The 14,369-nt window shown below is 73.4% G+C and carries 9 protein-coding genes; 3 read left to right on the top strand and 6 right to left on the bottom strand.

Annotated elements, in window-relative coordinates; all coding sequences use genetic code 11:
- Window positions 1-208: 208 nt before the first annotated feature.
- Window positions 209-679 carry a carboxymuconolactone decarboxylase family protein gene (locus tag ACIHAR_RS09030; RefSeq protein WP_365457569.1) on the bottom strand — a complete coding sequence of 157 codons (471 nt, stop codon included), beginning with the start codon at window positions 677-679 and terminating at the stop codon, window positions 209-211.
- 478 nt (window positions 680-1,157) lie between these two features.
- Here ACIHAR_RS09030 and ACIHAR_RS09035 point away from each other — a divergent pair, with 478 nt between their 5' ends.
- Together ACIHAR_RS09035 and ACIHAR_RS09040 are read left to right on the top strand one after the other, a co-directional pair.
- Entirely contained in the window at window positions 1,158-2,363 is a 1,206-nt protein-coding gene (locus ACIHAR_RS09035) for an NAD(P)/FAD-dependent oxidoreductase (RefSeq protein WP_400018121.1), read from the top strand.
- A 322-nt stretch (window positions 2,364-2,685) separates the two neighbouring features.
- Window positions 2,686-3,201 (top strand): roadblock/LC7 domain-containing protein, encoded by a 516-nt coding sequence (locus ACIHAR_RS09040; protein WP_365457575.1) that lies wholly within the window; start codon window positions 2,686-2,688, stop codon window positions 3,199-3,201.
- 83 nt (window positions 3,202-3,284) lie between these two features.
- Here ACIHAR_RS09040 and ACIHAR_RS09045 read toward each other — a convergent pair whose 3' ends face one another.
- The 5 genes from ACIHAR_RS09045 to ACIHAR_RS09065 all read right to left on the bottom strand — a co-directional run bounded on the left by ACIHAR_RS09045 (window position 3,285) and on the right by ACIHAR_RS09065 (window position 12,528).
- Window positions 3,285-3,899: a hypothetical protein gene (locus ACIHAR_RS09045; RefSeq protein WP_400018238.1), complete on the bottom strand. Its 615-nt coding sequence runs from the start codon at window positions 3,897-3,899 to the stop codon at window positions 3,285-3,287.
- Window positions 3,900-4,442: 543 nt separating this feature from the next.
- Window positions 4,443-5,807 (bottom strand): FAD-dependent oxidoreductase, encoded by a 1,365-nt coding sequence (locus tag ACIHAR_RS09050; RefSeq protein WP_365457578.1) that lies wholly within the window; start codon window positions 5,805-5,807, stop codon window positions 4,443-4,445.
- 166 nt (window positions 5,808-5,973) lie between these two features.
- Entirely contained in the window at window positions 5,974-8,667 is a 2,694-nt protein-coding gene (locus ACIHAR_RS09055) for a SpoIIE family protein phosphatase (RefSeq protein WP_365457581.1), read from the bottom strand.
- A gap of 75 nt (window positions 8,668-8,742) precedes the next feature.
- On the bottom strand, window positions 8,743-11,274 hold the full coding sequence (locus tag ACIHAR_RS09060) for a SpoIIE family protein phosphatase (protein ID WP_400018125.1): 2,532 nt from the start codon (window positions 11,272-11,274) through the stop codon (window positions 8,743-8,745).
- A gap of 624 nt (window positions 11,275-11,898) precedes the next feature.
- On the bottom strand, window positions 11,899-12,528 hold the full coding sequence (locus ACIHAR_RS09065; protein WP_365457587.1) for a TetR/AcrR family transcriptional regulator C-terminal domain-containing protein: 630 nt from the start codon (window positions 12,526-12,528) through the stop codon (window positions 11,899-11,901).
- 232 nt (window positions 12,529-12,760) lie between these two features.
- Between ACIHAR_RS09065 and ACIHAR_RS09070 the strand changes: the two genes are divergently transcribed.
- On the top strand, window positions 12,761-14,221 hold the full coding sequence (locus ACIHAR_RS09070) for an APC family permease (protein WP_400018128.1): 1,461 nt from the start codon (window positions 12,761-12,763) through the stop codon (window positions 14,219-14,221).
- Window positions 14,222-14,369: the final 148 nt, after the last annotated feature.

The raw sequence follows: 14,369 nt of genomic DNA on the forward strand, positions 1-14,369 counted from the left end.
GTGCCGACGGCCACACCCCACACAGGAGAGACCGGACTCCCCCCGCGCCTGTGACACACCCGCTCGCGGTTCGCACCGGGCCGGCGCTCCTTCGCCGTGATGAGCGGCCCTGCGCGCCGGCAGTCCGTCTCCCGCCGTGGGCCGGGGCGGCGCGGAGACGGACCGTATGTGGGGGTGCACCCGTGCTCGGCAGCCGGTCGGGTAGCCGTCAGCCGAACTGGCCCGGCTGGTAGTCCCCGGCCGGCTGCTGGTTGATGACGTTGATGCGGTTGTAGGCGTTGATGATGGCGATGAGGGAGATCAGGGCCACCAGCTGGTCCTCGTCGTAGTGCTTGGCCGCGTTCGCCCAGGCCTCGTCGGTCACACCGCCGGCCGCGTCGGCGATGCGCGTGCCCTGTTCCGTCAGTTCGAGGGCGGCGCGCTCGGCGTCTGTGAAGACCGTGGCCTCCCGCCAGGCGGCGACCAGGTGGAGGCGCTGCGCGGTCTCACCGGCGTGCGCGGCGTCCTTGGTGTGCATGTCGGTGCAGAAACCGCAGCCGTTGATCTGGCTGGCGCGGATCTTCACCAGTTCCTGGGTCGCGGTCGGCAACGCCTCCGAGAGCACCTTGCCGGCCGAGTTGATGTGCCTCAGCACCTTCCCGGCGAGCGGGTTGCCGAAGTAGTTGAGACGAGGTTCCACGGTGATCTCCTTGCCGTGTTGTGGATACACACTGCTGACCGCGGCGGCGGCGCGCGTGTGACAGAAGGCCGGGTGTGACGTGCGTCTCCTTCCTCCGGCATCGGCGGATCGCGGGCGTCAGTTGGCCTTCCGGCACGGCGTAGGTGCTGCATCGCACGGCACGGCCACCGCGAATGAACCGTGTGACAACGTGTTGCCCGCACGGTATGTTCATTGCGCACCCGACCTGCTGCCGGGTCACCGGCCGGAGGAAACGCCCGCGCGGTCCGGGCGCCGAGACCATGAGACCGGCCCGGCGAGAAGCCGCAACCGCCGGTTCGGGCAGGACGCCGTGAGGTCGTGGGCTTTGTGTGAGCCGGCCGCTGCCCGCGGGCGCCGCCGATCACGTCCCGGTCCAGCAGCGTGCGCAGAGCCCCCGGTGGACGCCGCCAGGCAGGCGCATCAGCAGTCGCAGAGTACGAACGGAACGGAGATGTATATGAAGAATGTTCTGATCATCGGTGGTGGTTTCGCCGGCGTGTGGTGCGCGGCAGGAGCCGTACGCGCCGCCCGTGAGACGGGCGTCGCCGGTGAGGACCTGCGGGTGACACTGGTCAGCGGTGGCGACGACCTGGTCATCCGTCCCCGTCTGTACGAGGACGCTCCCGAAGGCATGCGGGTCGCCCTCGACCGCGTCCTCGGCCCGATCGGCGTCCGTCGCGTCACGGCGACCGTCACCGGGATCGACACCGAGGCGCGCACCGTACGTGCCGTCGGACGCGACGGTGAGGAACTGGACCTGGCCTACGACAAGCTGGTGCTGGCCACCGGCAGCCGGCTCGTACGGCCGGACTTCCCCGGCTCGCAGGACGTCTTCGACGTCGACACCCTTCCCGCGGCGGCCGCCCTCGACAACCACCTCCGCAGGCTGCCCGACCAGGCGCCGTCCCCCGGCCTGTACACCGCGGTCGTGGTCGGCGCCGGCTTCACCGGCGTCGAGGTCGCCACCGCGCTGGGCGAACGGCTTCGGGCGATCGCCGCCGGTCAGGGCGCGGCAGGGGACGTCCGGGTCGTCCTCGTCGACCGCGCCGACGTCGTGGGCCCGGAACTCGGCCCGGGGCCACGCCCGACCATCGACGGCGCGATCGACGAACTGAAGATCGAGCGACGCCTGGGACGCACCGTGGCGTCGGCGACCCGACAGGACGTCACCCTTTCGGACGGCGAAGTGATCCCCGCGGCGACCGTCGTCTGGACGGCCGGTATGGCGGCGAGCCCCCTCACCGCCCAGATCCCCGGCGAGCGCGACCGTCTGGGGCGGCTCAGCGTGGACGAGCACCTGCGCGTGATCGGAGTACCCGACGTCTACGCGGCCGGCGACACCGCGCTCGCCGCCGTGGAGGAGGGGCACACCGCGACGCAGTCCTGTCAGCACGCCCTGCCCATGGGCAAGTTCGCCGGTCACAACGTGGCCGCCGACCTCCTGGGCAACGACCTGCTGCCGTTCACCCCCGACCCCTACGTCACCTGTCTCGACCTCGGCCCCGCCGGTGCCGTCTTCACCGAAGGCTGGGACCGCAACGTCGCGCTGACCGGGCAGGAGGCCAAGACCCTCAAGCGGAACATCAACGCGGTCTGGATCTATCCGCCGACCGACGACGCGGAGCAGATCCTCGCCCAGGCGGGCCGCTTCTCCAACGGCTGACATTCGGCCGCATGCCCCGGAGGGACGGGATTCGGTTGCCCGTCGCCGCTCCCGCCGATGTGGTTCCCGACGCCCGGTGTGCAAGGACTCTTCGCTCCTTGTGCACCGGGCGTCTCATCGGCGTCAGGCCTTCGGTGGTGGAGCTGAGCGCGGGGGAGGGGGTGCGTGGATGTTCCAGAGGAAAATGCCAAAGCCGTCACCTCGGCCCGGCACTTTCCGTAATCTCGGGGTCACGCTCTCGGCGCGGCCGTTCGGGGCGGGGCGGTCGAGCGTGCGCCGAAGTTCCCTGGTCCAGCCTCGTGATGGCGAAAGGAGACCGGTCATGGCCGTCGAGGCCGAGGTCCTGAACGAACTGCACCGGCTGCGTACGCGTATGCCCCAGCTGACGGGGGCGCTGGCGGCCAGCGTCGACGGCCTCGTCCTCGCCCAGGACATGCCCGAGGTCCAGCCGGAAGGACTCGCGGCCCTCACCGCGGCAGCCCTCGGCGTCGGCTACCGCATGGTGGACCTCACGGCCCGCGGCGAGTTCCGCGAACTGCTCGTGCGCGGGGCGGGCGGCTACGTGGCCACCTACGCGGCCGGCCCGTCCGCCGTCCTCACCCTGCTGGCCGACGACCGGGCCAACGTCGGCCGACTGCACCTGGAGGGCAGGCGAAGCGGCGCCCGCATCGCCGAGGTGATGGCGACCCGCCGGACCTCCCGCGAGGACGCCCCCGCCCTGCTCGCCGACGGCACCCCGACCCCGCCCGCACCGCCCCCGGGCCGCGCCCTGGGCGCCCTGCCGGTCCGCATCCCCCGCCAGTTGCGGCCGCAACGGGGCCCTGAGTACGGGGCCTGAGCCGACCCGCCACGGGATCGCGGTCCCTCCCACTCGACCCGGCGCCGCTCGCCCGTCCCCGCCCGCCGCCTGCAGCCCCCCGCTCAGGTCCCACCGCCCTCTGCCTGCGTGCGTCCGCGCCGCGGGCCCGGACGTCCCCGTCGGCGGCCGCCGGCCCTCTCCGGTCCCGTACCCCCGCCCGCGCCCGGAGCGCTGAACCCGCCGGGGACGAGACGGGGTGGTGCCACGCTCGGCGTGGCGGAAGGAGCGGGGTGGGGCGGACCGCCGTCCACCGTCCGTCCCGCCTCCGGCGCGTCCGAGTCCGCGGGGCGTGGCGCCGCACGGCCCAGTACGCGGGTGTGCGGCATCAACGGGGCGCAGGCGGAGCACACTTCGCTGAGCGTCCACACCTGGCCGACCGACGGGTCGTGGCGCAGCACGAGGACGACCGTGCCCGCGCAGGCGACCCGGATCCCCTCGTGCAGCGCGCACCGCTGCCGTCGGCAGGAGCAGGCCGCGTCGGGCCGCACCGCGGCCGCTTTGGCGTGGGCGGCGGCATGGGCCTCGGCGAAGCGGCGCAGGGCCGCGAGGTCGCGCGATCGCGGCGGCATCGCGCACGCCGAGGAGCAGGTGACCGAAGCGGTGCGGTCCCGGTGCCCGACCACACGGATCGTCCAGCAGCGTCCGGGACGGCGGGCTGACGGGGCGTCAGGGTACATGAGAGCCAAGACCACATGTCCTTCGTGGGAGGCGAGACGGGCGGAAGGGGCACTCCGGGCTGGTTCCGGCACCGCACACCGGAAGTGACCCCGTTCACAGCATGCCCGTGGCCCCGCGGACCATTCGCGCCGTGCTCCCACTGGCCGACATACCGCAGTCGTGAGGGCCAACGGCGCGTGAACGAACCCCTTCCGCGCCCGCTCGCGCCCCCTCCGCGCGGAAACGCGCGGGGCCGCCCCGTCGCGGAACCCCCGCCGCGGGAGCTGATCCGGCGCCTTGGGACCACGTCGAATGCGCCGCCCGCGCCGGTGGCATGGAGCTGTCGCGCGCCGTTGCGCGGGCGCGCAGCCGGGGGGACAGGGAGGCTCGTGGAGGGGGAACACGGCCGCGTGCGAGGCCGCGGGACTGCCGGCCAAGACGCCGGCGGGCGGCGATCACACGGTCCGCCGGCCCGCTCCCGCCCCGGGCCCGGCGATCGGCGGCCCCCGGCATGCGGAAGGGGGCCTGGAGACACGCGCCTCCAGGCCCCCTACGGTCCGTGCTTACGCGCCGCTCTCGCGGAGCATGTCCTCACGCTCGACGATCTTCACGCGATCACGGCCCTGCGGCTCGCCCAGCGCCTTCTCCGCGGCGTCCAGCTTGTACCAGCCCTCCCAGGTGGTGAAGCGCACCTCGCGGTCGGCGAGGAACGCGTCCACGGCCTCCGGGTCGGGCGAGGACGGCGTGTGCAGACGGCCGTTCGCGAAGTCGTCCAGCAGGTTCGACACCGTCTCGTTGGCGTCGCCCTTGGTGTGGCCGATCAGACCGACCGGGCCGCGCCGGATCCAGCCCGTGACGTACGTCGACTGCAGGTGCGCGCCGCTCTCCTCGATGACCCGGCCGCCCTCGTCCGGGACCGTGCCCGAGTCGAGGTCCCAGGGCAGCTTGGGCAGCTTCTCGGACAGGTAGCCGACGGCGCGGTAGATCGCGGTGACGTCCCAGTCCTTGAACTCGCCGGTGCCCTTGACGTTGCCGGTGCCGTCCAGGGCGGTGCGCTCGGTGCGCAGGCCCACGACCTTGCCGTCCTCGCCGAGGATCTCCGCGGGCGACTCGAAGAAGTGCAGGAACAGCTTGTGCGGACGGTCGCCGATGTCGCGGATCGCCCAGTTCTCCAGCGTCTTGGCGACCATGTCCGCCTGCTTGTTGCCGCGCCGGGTCTGGATCGAGCCCTCGTCGTAGTCGATGTCCTCGGGGTCGACGATGACCTCGATGTTGGGGGAGTGGTCCAGCTCCCGCAGCTCCATCGGGGAGAACTTCGCCTGCGCCGGGCCACGGCGGCCGAAGACGTGGATCTCCAGCGCCTTGTTGGCCTTCAGGCCCTCGTAGACGTTCGGCGGGATCTCCGTCGGCAGCAGCTCGTCGGCCGTCTTGGCGAGGATGCGGGCCACGTCGAGGGCGACGTTGCCGACGCCGAGGACGGCGACCTTCTCGGCCTCCAGCGGCCAGGTGCGCGGCACGTCCGGGTGGCCGTCGTACCAGGAGACGAAGTCGGCGGCGCCGTACGAACCGTCCAGCTCGATGCCGGGGATCGACAGCTCGCGGTCGGCCATCGCGCCGGTCGAGAAGATGACGGCGTCGTAGAAGGCGCGCAGGTCGTCCAGGTTGATGTCGGTCGGGTAGTCGACGTTGCCGAAGAGGCGGATCTGCGGCTTGTCGAGGACCTGGTGCAGGGCGGTGATGATGCCCTTGATCCGGGGGTGGTCCGGAGCTACGCCGTAACGGATCAGTCCGAACGGGGCCGGCATCCGCTCGAAGAGGTCGATGGACACACCGGGGTCGGTGGCCACATCGGACTTGAGCAGCGCGTCGGCGGCGTAGATCCCGGCGGGGCCGGCTCCGACAATGGCTACCCGCAGGGGGCGGGGCATGATCAGTTCCCTTCGAGTGGCGACAGATCGACTCGACGGGAAGCCTAAACTAAGGCAAACCTAACCCGGTACGGGGGTCCACTCTATGAGCTCATAAGCTTCATTTATGACCATCGGTGGGGGCCGTCGGGCCGGCGGGGGAGTGCCGCGACCACCCCGACGACGTTCACGGCAAGGGCTGTTCCGCCCAGATCACCTTGCCGGTGGGCGTGTAACGGGTGCCCCAGCGGTCGGTGAGCTGGGCGACCAGGAACAGCCCGCGGCCGCCCTCGTCCGTCATCGCCGCGTACCGCAGGTGCGGCGAGGTGTTGCTGCTGTCGGAGACCTCGCAGATCAGCGTACGGTCCCGCAGCAGACGGACCCGGACCGGCGGAGCGCCGTAGCGGATCGCGTTGGTGACCAGCTCGCTGAGGATCAGTTCCGTCGTGAAGGACAGCTCCTCCAGGTCCCAGAGCGCCAGTTGCCGGACGACCGCGGACCGCACCTCTCCCACCGCCGCCGGATCCACCGGCACGTCCCACTCGGCGACCCGGTCCGGGCCCAGTGCCCGCGTGCGCGCCACGATCAGGGCGATGTCGTCGCTCGGCCGCTCCGGCAGCAGCGACTCCAGGACGGCCTGGCAGGTCTCCTCCGGCGAGCTGTCGGTCCGCTCCAGTGCGCCGCGCAGCCGTTCGAGCCCGGTGTCGATGTCCTGCTTGCGGTCCTCCACCAGCCCGTCGGTGTACAGCACCAGCCGGCTGCCCTCCGGCAGTTCCAGCTCGACCGCCTCGAACGGCAGCCCGCCCAGCCCGAGCGGCAGCCCGGTCGGCACCTCCGGGAACTCGACCCGGCCGTCGGGGTGGACCAGGGCGGGCGGCGGATGGCCCGCGCGGGCCATGACGCAGCGCCGGGAGACCGGATCGTAGACGGCGTACAGGCAGGTCGCCCCGGAGACCGGCGCGGCCGTGGCGTCGGCCGTCTCGTCCTGGTCGATACGGCCCACCAGCTCGTCGAGCAGCCCGAGAAGCTCCTCCGGGGCGAGATCCAGGGCCGAGAAGTTGTGCACGGCGGTGCGCAGCCGCCCCATGGTGGCCGCCGCGTGCAGACCGTGGCCGACGACGTCGCCGACCACGAGCGCCACGCGGGCGCCGGACAGCGGCAGTACGTCGAACCAGTCGCCGCCGACGCCCGCCTGCGCGGGCAGGTAGCGGTAGGCGATGTCCAGGGCGCCCTGCTCGGGCAGGCTGCGCGGCAGCAGGCTGCGCTGGAGCGTGACCGCCATGCCGTGCTCACGGGTGAAGCGGCGCGCGTTGTCGATGGAGACCGCGGCCCGTGCCACCAGCTCCTCCGCGAGGGCGACCTCCTCCGGGTCGAAGGGCGCGGGGCGCTCCGAGCGGTAGAAGCTGACCACCCCGAGGATCAGGGACCCCGCCCGGACGGGCACGGTGATCAGGGAGTGGATGCCGAACGCCACCACCTGCTCGGTCCGCTCCAGGTCCTGCGCGCGCCAGCCCGGCGACTCGGCGAGCCGGGCCTCCAGGACGGGCCGCCCGCCGGCGAGACTGCGGGCCTGCGGGGCGCTCTCGACGAAGCGGAGACGCTCGCCCAGCGCGTACAGCGGCGCCCCCTTGCGGATACCGCTCAGCGCCGTGCGCCGCAGCACGGCCCGGGAGTCCGGCTCCTCCCCCTCCAGGACGGCGTCGAAGAGGTCCACCGTCACGAAGTCCGCGAACCGGGGCACGGCCAGCTCCGCCAGCTCCTCCGCCGTCCGGGTCACGTCCAGGCTCGTCCCGATGCCCACCCCGGCCGCGTACAGCATGTCGAGGCGCTCGCGTGCCGCCTCCGCCCGGCCCGACAGGGCGCGCAGCTCCGTGGAGTCGCGCAGCGTGGCGACGCTGCCGGCGGGCCCGCCCGCGAGGTCGGTGGGCCGCTGGTTGATCGCCAGCAGCCGCTCCCCGACCAGATGCACCTCGTCCGTCGCCACCCGCCGGGAGGCGAGCAGCTCGGCGGTGTCGGCGTCCAGTCCGAGATCGCGGACGTCGCGGCGCTCGGCGTCCGGCGGGAGGTTCAGCAGACGGTGCGCCTCGTCGTTGGCGAGCAGCAGGGCCCCGTCGTCCCCGACGATGATCACCCCTTCGCGCACGGCGTGCAGCACCGCGTCGTGGTGCTCGTACATGCGGGTCATCTCACGCGGGCCCAGCCCGTGGGTCTGGCGCAGCAGGCGCCGGCTGACCAGGGCCGTGCCTCCCGTGGCCAGGGCGAGGGCCGCCGCGGCGGTGGCCAGCACCAGCGGCAGCTGACGTTCCGCGTTCCCGCCGACGCGGTCGGTGGTGATGCCGGCCGACACCAGCCCCACGACGTCGCCGCCGGCGTCCTTGACGGGCACCACCGCCTGCACCAGCCGGCCGATGGTCCCGTCGACCTCCTCGACGACCGTGCCCCCCCGCTGCGCCGGCGCCAGCGTCCCGACGAACGTCTTGCCGATGCGGTCCGGCTTGGGATGGGTGTAGCGGACGCCGTCGGTGTTCATGACGACGATGAAGTCGACCTCCGACGCCTCGCGGGCGGCCTCGGCCCTCGGCTGCAGCACGGCCGTCGGGTCGGGGCTGCGCAACGCCGCCACGATGCCCGGGGAGTTGGCGAAGGTCTCGGCGACGGCGAGGGAACGGTTGCGGGCTTCCTGGGTGCTGTCGTGCCGTACCTGGAGCACCAGGGCGACCACCGCGGCGACGACCAGCAGAAGCACGATGACGACCTGCAGGACGAACACCTGCGCGGCGAGACTGCGCCCGCCCAGCGTGTGGTCGGGCGTGCGCCGCGCCCGCAGGCCCCGGGGACGACGGGCCGGCCGGGCATCCGATCGCCCCAGGAGTCGGACCATGTGCCATGTCTACACTGCCGGGCTCCGCGAGGCGAGGGGCGGTACGCAGGGTGATGGAGCGTAATCACCCGGCCGTCACCAGGGGAGCGGGGTGGCCAGCAACACGGCGATGTCGTCAGGCCGGTCGGTCGCCTGCCGGGCCGTCGCGGTGAGCCGGTCGGCGACGTCCGCCAGAGGCCGGCCGGGGGGAGCGCCGGCGGCGGCCAGGGCGGTGCGCAGGGCGGTGATGCCGTCGTCGATGTCGTGGCCCGGCCGCTCCACCAGCCCGTCCGTGTACAGCGCGAGGATCGCGCCGGGCTCCAGGCACAGCTCCGCCACCGGGTAGTGGGCGCGCGCGTCCACCCCGAGCACGACCCCTTCCGGCAGGTCCACCACCTGCGTACGTCCGTCGGGGTGGCGCAGCAGCGGCGGGGGGTGCCCGGCGTTGGCCACCCGGGCCAGGCCGCTCGCCGGGTCCAGCCGGACGTAGCAGCAACTGGCGAACTGGCCCGGGTCGAGGTCGATGAGGAGGTGGTTCGTGCCGCCCAGGACCTCCTCGGGCGGCCGGTCCCCGAGGGCGAACGCCCGGACCGCGCTGCGCAGCTGCCCCATGGTCGCCGCGGCCTGGACACCGTGCCCCTGGACGTCTCCGATGACCAGGGCCAGCCCGTCCCCGGCCTCCACGACGTCGTACCAGTCACCGCCCACCATCATGCCCTCGGTGCCCGGCAGATAGCGTCCGGCGGTCTCCACGCGCGCGTGACGCGACAGCCGGCGGGGGAGGAGGGCCTGCTGGAGGCCGCGGGCGAGGGCGGCCTCGGTGTCGTAACGCTGGGCCTTCTCCATCGCGTGGGCGATCAGGCCGGCCAGCGCGGTCAGGACCGTGCGCTCCTCCGAGCTGAAGCTGCGCGGTCGGTCGAAGCCGAGGATGCACGAGCCGACCGGGCGTCCGGAGGCGATCAGCGGCAGGAACGCGCGGGCCCCCTCCGTCGCGTCCAGCGGGATGCCCGGGTAGGAGTCCGCCAGCTGCTGCATCGAGTCGAAGAAGAGGGGACGGCCGGTGGTGAGCGTCTCCACGCCCGGCAGCCGCGCGTCCAGCGCCACGCCCTCGAAGGGAGCGAGGAAGCCCTCCGGGAAGCCGGTCTCCCACGCCAGGTACAGGTGCCGCTCCTGGAGCAGGTAGATGGCCAGCCGCCGGCCGCCGAAGGCGGGCAGCAGCTCGTGCATGACCACCGCCGACACCTGCCGGGCGGTCACCGCCTCCGTCAGTGCGATGGCCAGGACGATCGGGCGGTACAGCGGCGCGGTGGACGCGGCCGCGTCCGGGGCGAGGGCCTCGGTGTCCGTGTCGGCCGCCGCGGCGGCCGCGGACCGCCCGTCCGCCTCGTCCACCACGCGGTTGGCGGGAACGGCCGTGCAGGTCAGCAGGTCCGGACCCGGGTAGGCGGCCATGCTCAGCCAGTCGCCCTCGTACGGCCGCGGGCCGGAACTCCGGTCGTCGGCCTCGGGCCCGGGCCTGCGGACGTGGAAGTGCACCGGCTCCGGGGACAGCAGGGCGCCGCGCAGATGCTCCTCGCACGAGGCCTGGTTCAGCCAGGGCACGGCCTCCCACAGGGACCGGCCGAGCAGCCGGGAACGCTCCACGCCCAGCAGGTGTGCCGCCCGGGAGTTGCAGTAGACGACCAACCCCAGCCGGTCCAGGCAGAACACGCCCTCGGGCAGCAGGTCGGCAGCTCCGTCGGCCAGGGCACCGGGGCCGGGGTCCAGGAGGACGCCGGTGACGAGGGAGGACGTGTGCGTGCCCGGCGCCCACAGCTCCAGCAGCCGCAGGCCCCCGTCCGCGGTGCGGACCTGGACCGGACGCGGTGGCGGTCTGCCCTGCGCGGCCTCCCGCAGCAGGTCCGGGAGCCGTCGGGCGTCCGTCGGCTCGACGGCCCGTGCCAGCGAGACAACGTCGTCCGGTCGCTCGTCCGGCGGCAGCCCGAGCAGCGCCCGGGCGGACTCGTCCGCGGTGACGGCACCGGTCGTCGGGTCCCAGGCCAGATGCCCGACCCGCTCCGCAGGCGCACCCGCGAACGGCGGACGGACGCACAGCGGCTCGTCGTCCCAGGTGACGGCGCCGCCCTGCGCCTCCCGCCGCAGCAACGCGTCCGCGAGACCGTCCGCCACGAGCGTCAGCCGCTCGCGCGCCGCCAGCACCTCCCCGGCGTCCGCCGCCGGGGCGCGGATCACCGTCAGCACCCCGAAGGCCCGCCCCTCCGCCATGACGGGCACGGCGAGGGTGCCGAACTGGAAGGGCAGTCCCGCCGCGAACTGCGGGTAGCGGCGCATGGTCTCCGTGGCGTTCGCGAGGACCACCGGCACGTGGAGCCGTTGCGCGTCGGCCACGGGGAACGGCCGGTCCACGCTCATCCGCCACCAGGGCCGGAACAACGACCCGGGCAGGCCCGCGAGCACCGCGAGCCGCAGCAACTCCGGCGTACGGGAGCACAGGTACACACCCGCGGCACGGCCGGCAGTGACACGCAACGCGTCCGCCGCCGCCCCGGTCAGCATGTCGACCGGGTCCGCCGCGGTCCCGGTCAGCATGCCGACCGGTTCCCGCTCGTCCCCGACGCTCCCAGTCATCGGCCCCACCTCGCCAGTGCGCCGCGCCCGAAGGGCGACACAGCAAGAATGCGTCACATGGGCGGAGGTCTGCATCCGCTCGGCGCTGCCCGGCCGCCCTGCCGCCCGGCACGGTCCCGGTGGGGGCGGCCAAGTGGGGTGGTGATGGCGGGGCGAGGTGGTGATGGCGGGGCGGAGTCGGCCTGCCCGCCGGATGGTGCGTCCGCTGAGTCGTGGCGGCTCGGCAAGCTACACGGCAGGGCGGGGCGGCCGCGGTTGGGTGGTGCGCTGCCGCTGGGTCGTGGCGGTCCCGGCGCAGGTGCGGCGCCGGGCAGTGCGGCCCGCCCGCCGGGCGTTGCGCCCGCTGGGCGTGCCCGCTAAGTGCCTGCCCGCCGGGCGTGCCCCTGAGTGTCTGCCCACCGGATGTGGGCTCCCGGAGTGTTGCGCCGCGGCTGTGTGTGCACCCCGGAGCGCTGCGCCACGGCTGAGTGCCGTTAACCGGCAGGCACCGGGGTGGTCGGCGTGTCGGGGTGGCCCGGTGTATCCGGGCCGGTCGGCGTGTCGGGGTGGCCCGGCGTATCCGGGCCGGTCAGGGCCGCCGGACGTCCTGGCCCTCCGGCCGAACCGGGGAGGGGCAGGCACGTCCTACCCGGATGCGCGGCCCTCCCCGTCCGCGTTCCGCATCGCCCGCGCATGCGCGAGGAATCCGGTCAGTCCCACCTCGAAGGCGCGGTCGGCGCGGGGCTCGGCCACAGCGGCGAGGGCCTGCGCCAGCCGTGGCGTCGGAGTCCGTTCGGACAGTTCCCACATCGTCTCGGGGGCCGCGAGGTCGAGGGCGGAGCCCAGCACCAGGTTCTCCAGGGCGATGATCAGCGGCATCACCTCGGCGACGGGGAAACCGGCGTCCAGCAGCAGCGTCACCGCCCGCTCGTACTGCTCCAGCACGCGCGGCGCTCGCACCGGTGACGTCATCAGCAACGGGATCGTGCGCGGATGGGCGGCGAACGCGGCGCGGTAGGAGCGTGCCCACGCCTCCAGCGCGGCGTCCCAGGGCGCCAGGTCCAGGGTCCCGGGATCGATCGCGGACGCGACCCGCTCGCGCAGCAGTTCCACGATGCCGTCCCGGCCGTCCACGTGGTGGTACACCGAGCCGGTCTGGACGCCGAGCCGCCGCGCGATCTGCGGGACGCTGAAGTCGCCCTTCTCGTCGATCAGTTGGAGCGCGGTGGTGCCGATGCGCTCACGGTCGAGGAGCGGTGTGCGCGGCCGTCCCATGGTCAGTGGTCTCCCTGAGGTCGTCCCGAGGTCTTCCCGGATGCCCACCGGAAGGTTACATTGCGGAAACCGAAAGGCTTTAGGTTTATGGCTCCCGGCGCACGTCATCCCCGGTGCGCCGGGCCCTGGCGCGATCCCGCACGCCTCGGTCCGGGCTGTCGCCGTGGACCGTGTACCCCCGCCGCCCGCACCTCCGGGAATCCTCCAGTCCGCCGCTCGAAGGGCTTCCTCCATGTCCGTGACCACGCCCGACCCCGCCCAGGAGAGAGCGCGGTCCGCCGCGCCGGGCCTGCGCTCCGGCACCCTCGGTACCGCCGACATCGCCTTCTTCGTCGTCTCCGCCGCCGCTCCGCTGACCGTCATGGCCGGCGTCGCCCCGCTCGCGATCCTCCTCGGCGGCATCGGCGCGCCCGTCGGCTACCTGATCGCCGGTCTCACCCTCGCCGTCTTCGCCGTCGGCTTCACCACGATGAGCCGGCACGTCACCCACGGCGGCGCCTTCTACGCCTACATCACCCGCGGCCTCGGCCGCCCGGTCGGCGTCGGCGCGGCCCTCCTCGCGCTGATCGGCTACAACGGCATGGAGATCGGCGTCTACGGCCTCCTCGCCACCGCCACCCAGGACACCGTGCACTCCCTCGCCGGCACGGACGTGCCCTGGCTGCCGATCTCCCTCGCGGGCCTGGTGCTCATCGGTTACGGCGGCTTCCGCTCCATCGACTTCGGCGCCAAGGTCCTCGGCGTCCTGCTCGTCGCCGAGACCGGCATCCTCGTCCTCCTGGCGGCAGGCGTCCTGCTCAAGGGCGGAGCCCAGGGGCTCTCGATCGCCTCGCTCTCCCCCGGCAACGTCCTCGTCCCCGGCACCGCCGCCGTCCTCGCCTTCGCGTTCGCCGCGTTCACCGGCTTCGAGTCGACCGTCATTTACCGCCGAGAGGCCCGTGACCCCCAGCGCACGGTCCCGCGCGCCACCTACCTCGCGATCGGCTTCCTCGGCCTCTTCTACGCGTTCGTCGTCTGGATCGCCATCCAGTCCTTCGGCGACGACGCCGTCGTCGCGGCCGCCGCCGAGGACCCGGCGGGACTGTTCTTCACCGCCATCAGCACCTACGTCGGCGACTGGGCGGCCGACCTGATGCACGTCTTCATCGTCACCAGCGTCCTCGCCTCCCTCCTCGCCTTCCACAACGCCATCAACCGCTACGCCCTCTCCCTCGCAGAGGAGGGCGTGCTGCCCCGGCGGCTGGGACGCGTCCACCCCCGGCACCGTTCCCCGTACGTCGCCGGTCTCGCCCAGACCGTCCTCGGCGCCGTGGTCGTCGTCGCCTTCTGGGCGGCGGGCGCGGACCCCTACGGGCAGCTGCTCCTCTGGGTCAACACCCCGGGCATGATCGGCCTGCTGCTGCTCCAGTTGCTGGCCGCGATCGCCGTGCCCTGCTACTTCCGTCGCGTGCGCCACCAGGAAGGCGCGCTGCGCACCCTCGTCGCGCCGGTCGCCGCGATCGCCCTGCTGGCCACCGCGATCGTGCTCGTCGTCGGCCACATCGACCTGTTCACCGGGGCGTCCCCGACGGTGAACACCGTCCTGGTCGCCGTCGCGCCCACCGTCTTCGCCGCCGGATTCCCCCTCGCGTGGTGGCTGCGCCGCAGACGACCACGGGTGTACGCCGAGTTCGCCACCGAACGCTCGCACTGAAACAGAGCCCACACCGAGCAAGCCCGCACGACGGCACCGGCAAGGCCCAGCGACCTCGCCGAGCCGCCCCGGACCAGTCCGCCCGACATCCCCGGCAAGGCCGCACGGCCTCGCCGGGCCGCACGCCGTCCATCCGCACGACGGCGCC

The sequence above is a fragment of the Streptomyces sp. NPDC052016 genome, assembly GCF_044548445.1.
Taxonomy (GTDB): Bacteria; Actinomycetota; Actinomycetes; order Streptomycetales; family Streptomycetaceae; genus Streptomyces.

Bases quoted from the DNA above. Each gene is read 5' to 3' on its own strand.
- ACIHAR_RS09035 (WP_400018121.1), top strand. From the start codon at position 1,158: ATGAAGAATGTTCTGATCATCGGTGGTGGTTTCGCCGGCGTGTGGTGC.
- ACIHAR_RS09040 (WP_365457575.1), top strand. From the start codon at position 2,686: ATGGCCGTCGAGGCCGAGGTCCTGAACGAACTGCACCGGCTGCGTACG.
- ACIHAR_RS09045 (WP_400018238.1), bottom strand. From the start codon at position 3,899: ATGTACCCTGACGCCCCGTCAGCCCGCCGTCCCGGACGCTGCTGGACG.
- ACIHAR_RS09050 (WP_365457578.1), bottom strand. From the start codon at position 5,807: ATGCCCCGCCCCCTGCGGGTAGCCATTGTCGGAGCCGGCCCCGCCGGG.
- ACIHAR_RS09055 (WP_365457581.1), bottom strand. From the start codon at position 8,667: ATGGTCCGACTCCTGGGGCGATCGGATGCCCGGCCGGCCCGTCGTCCC.
- ACIHAR_RS09060 (WP_400018125.1), bottom strand. From the start codon at position 11,274: ATGACTGGGAGCGTCGGGGACGAGCGGGAACCGGTCGGCATGCTGACC.
- ACIHAR_RS09065 (WP_365457587.1), bottom strand. From the start codon at position 12,528: ATGGGACGGCCGCGCACACCGCTCCTCGACCGTGAGCGCATCGGCACC.
- ACIHAR_RS09070 (WP_400018128.1), top strand. From the start codon at position 12,761: ATGTCCGTGACCACGCCCGACCCCGCCCAGGAGAGAGCGCGGTCCGCC.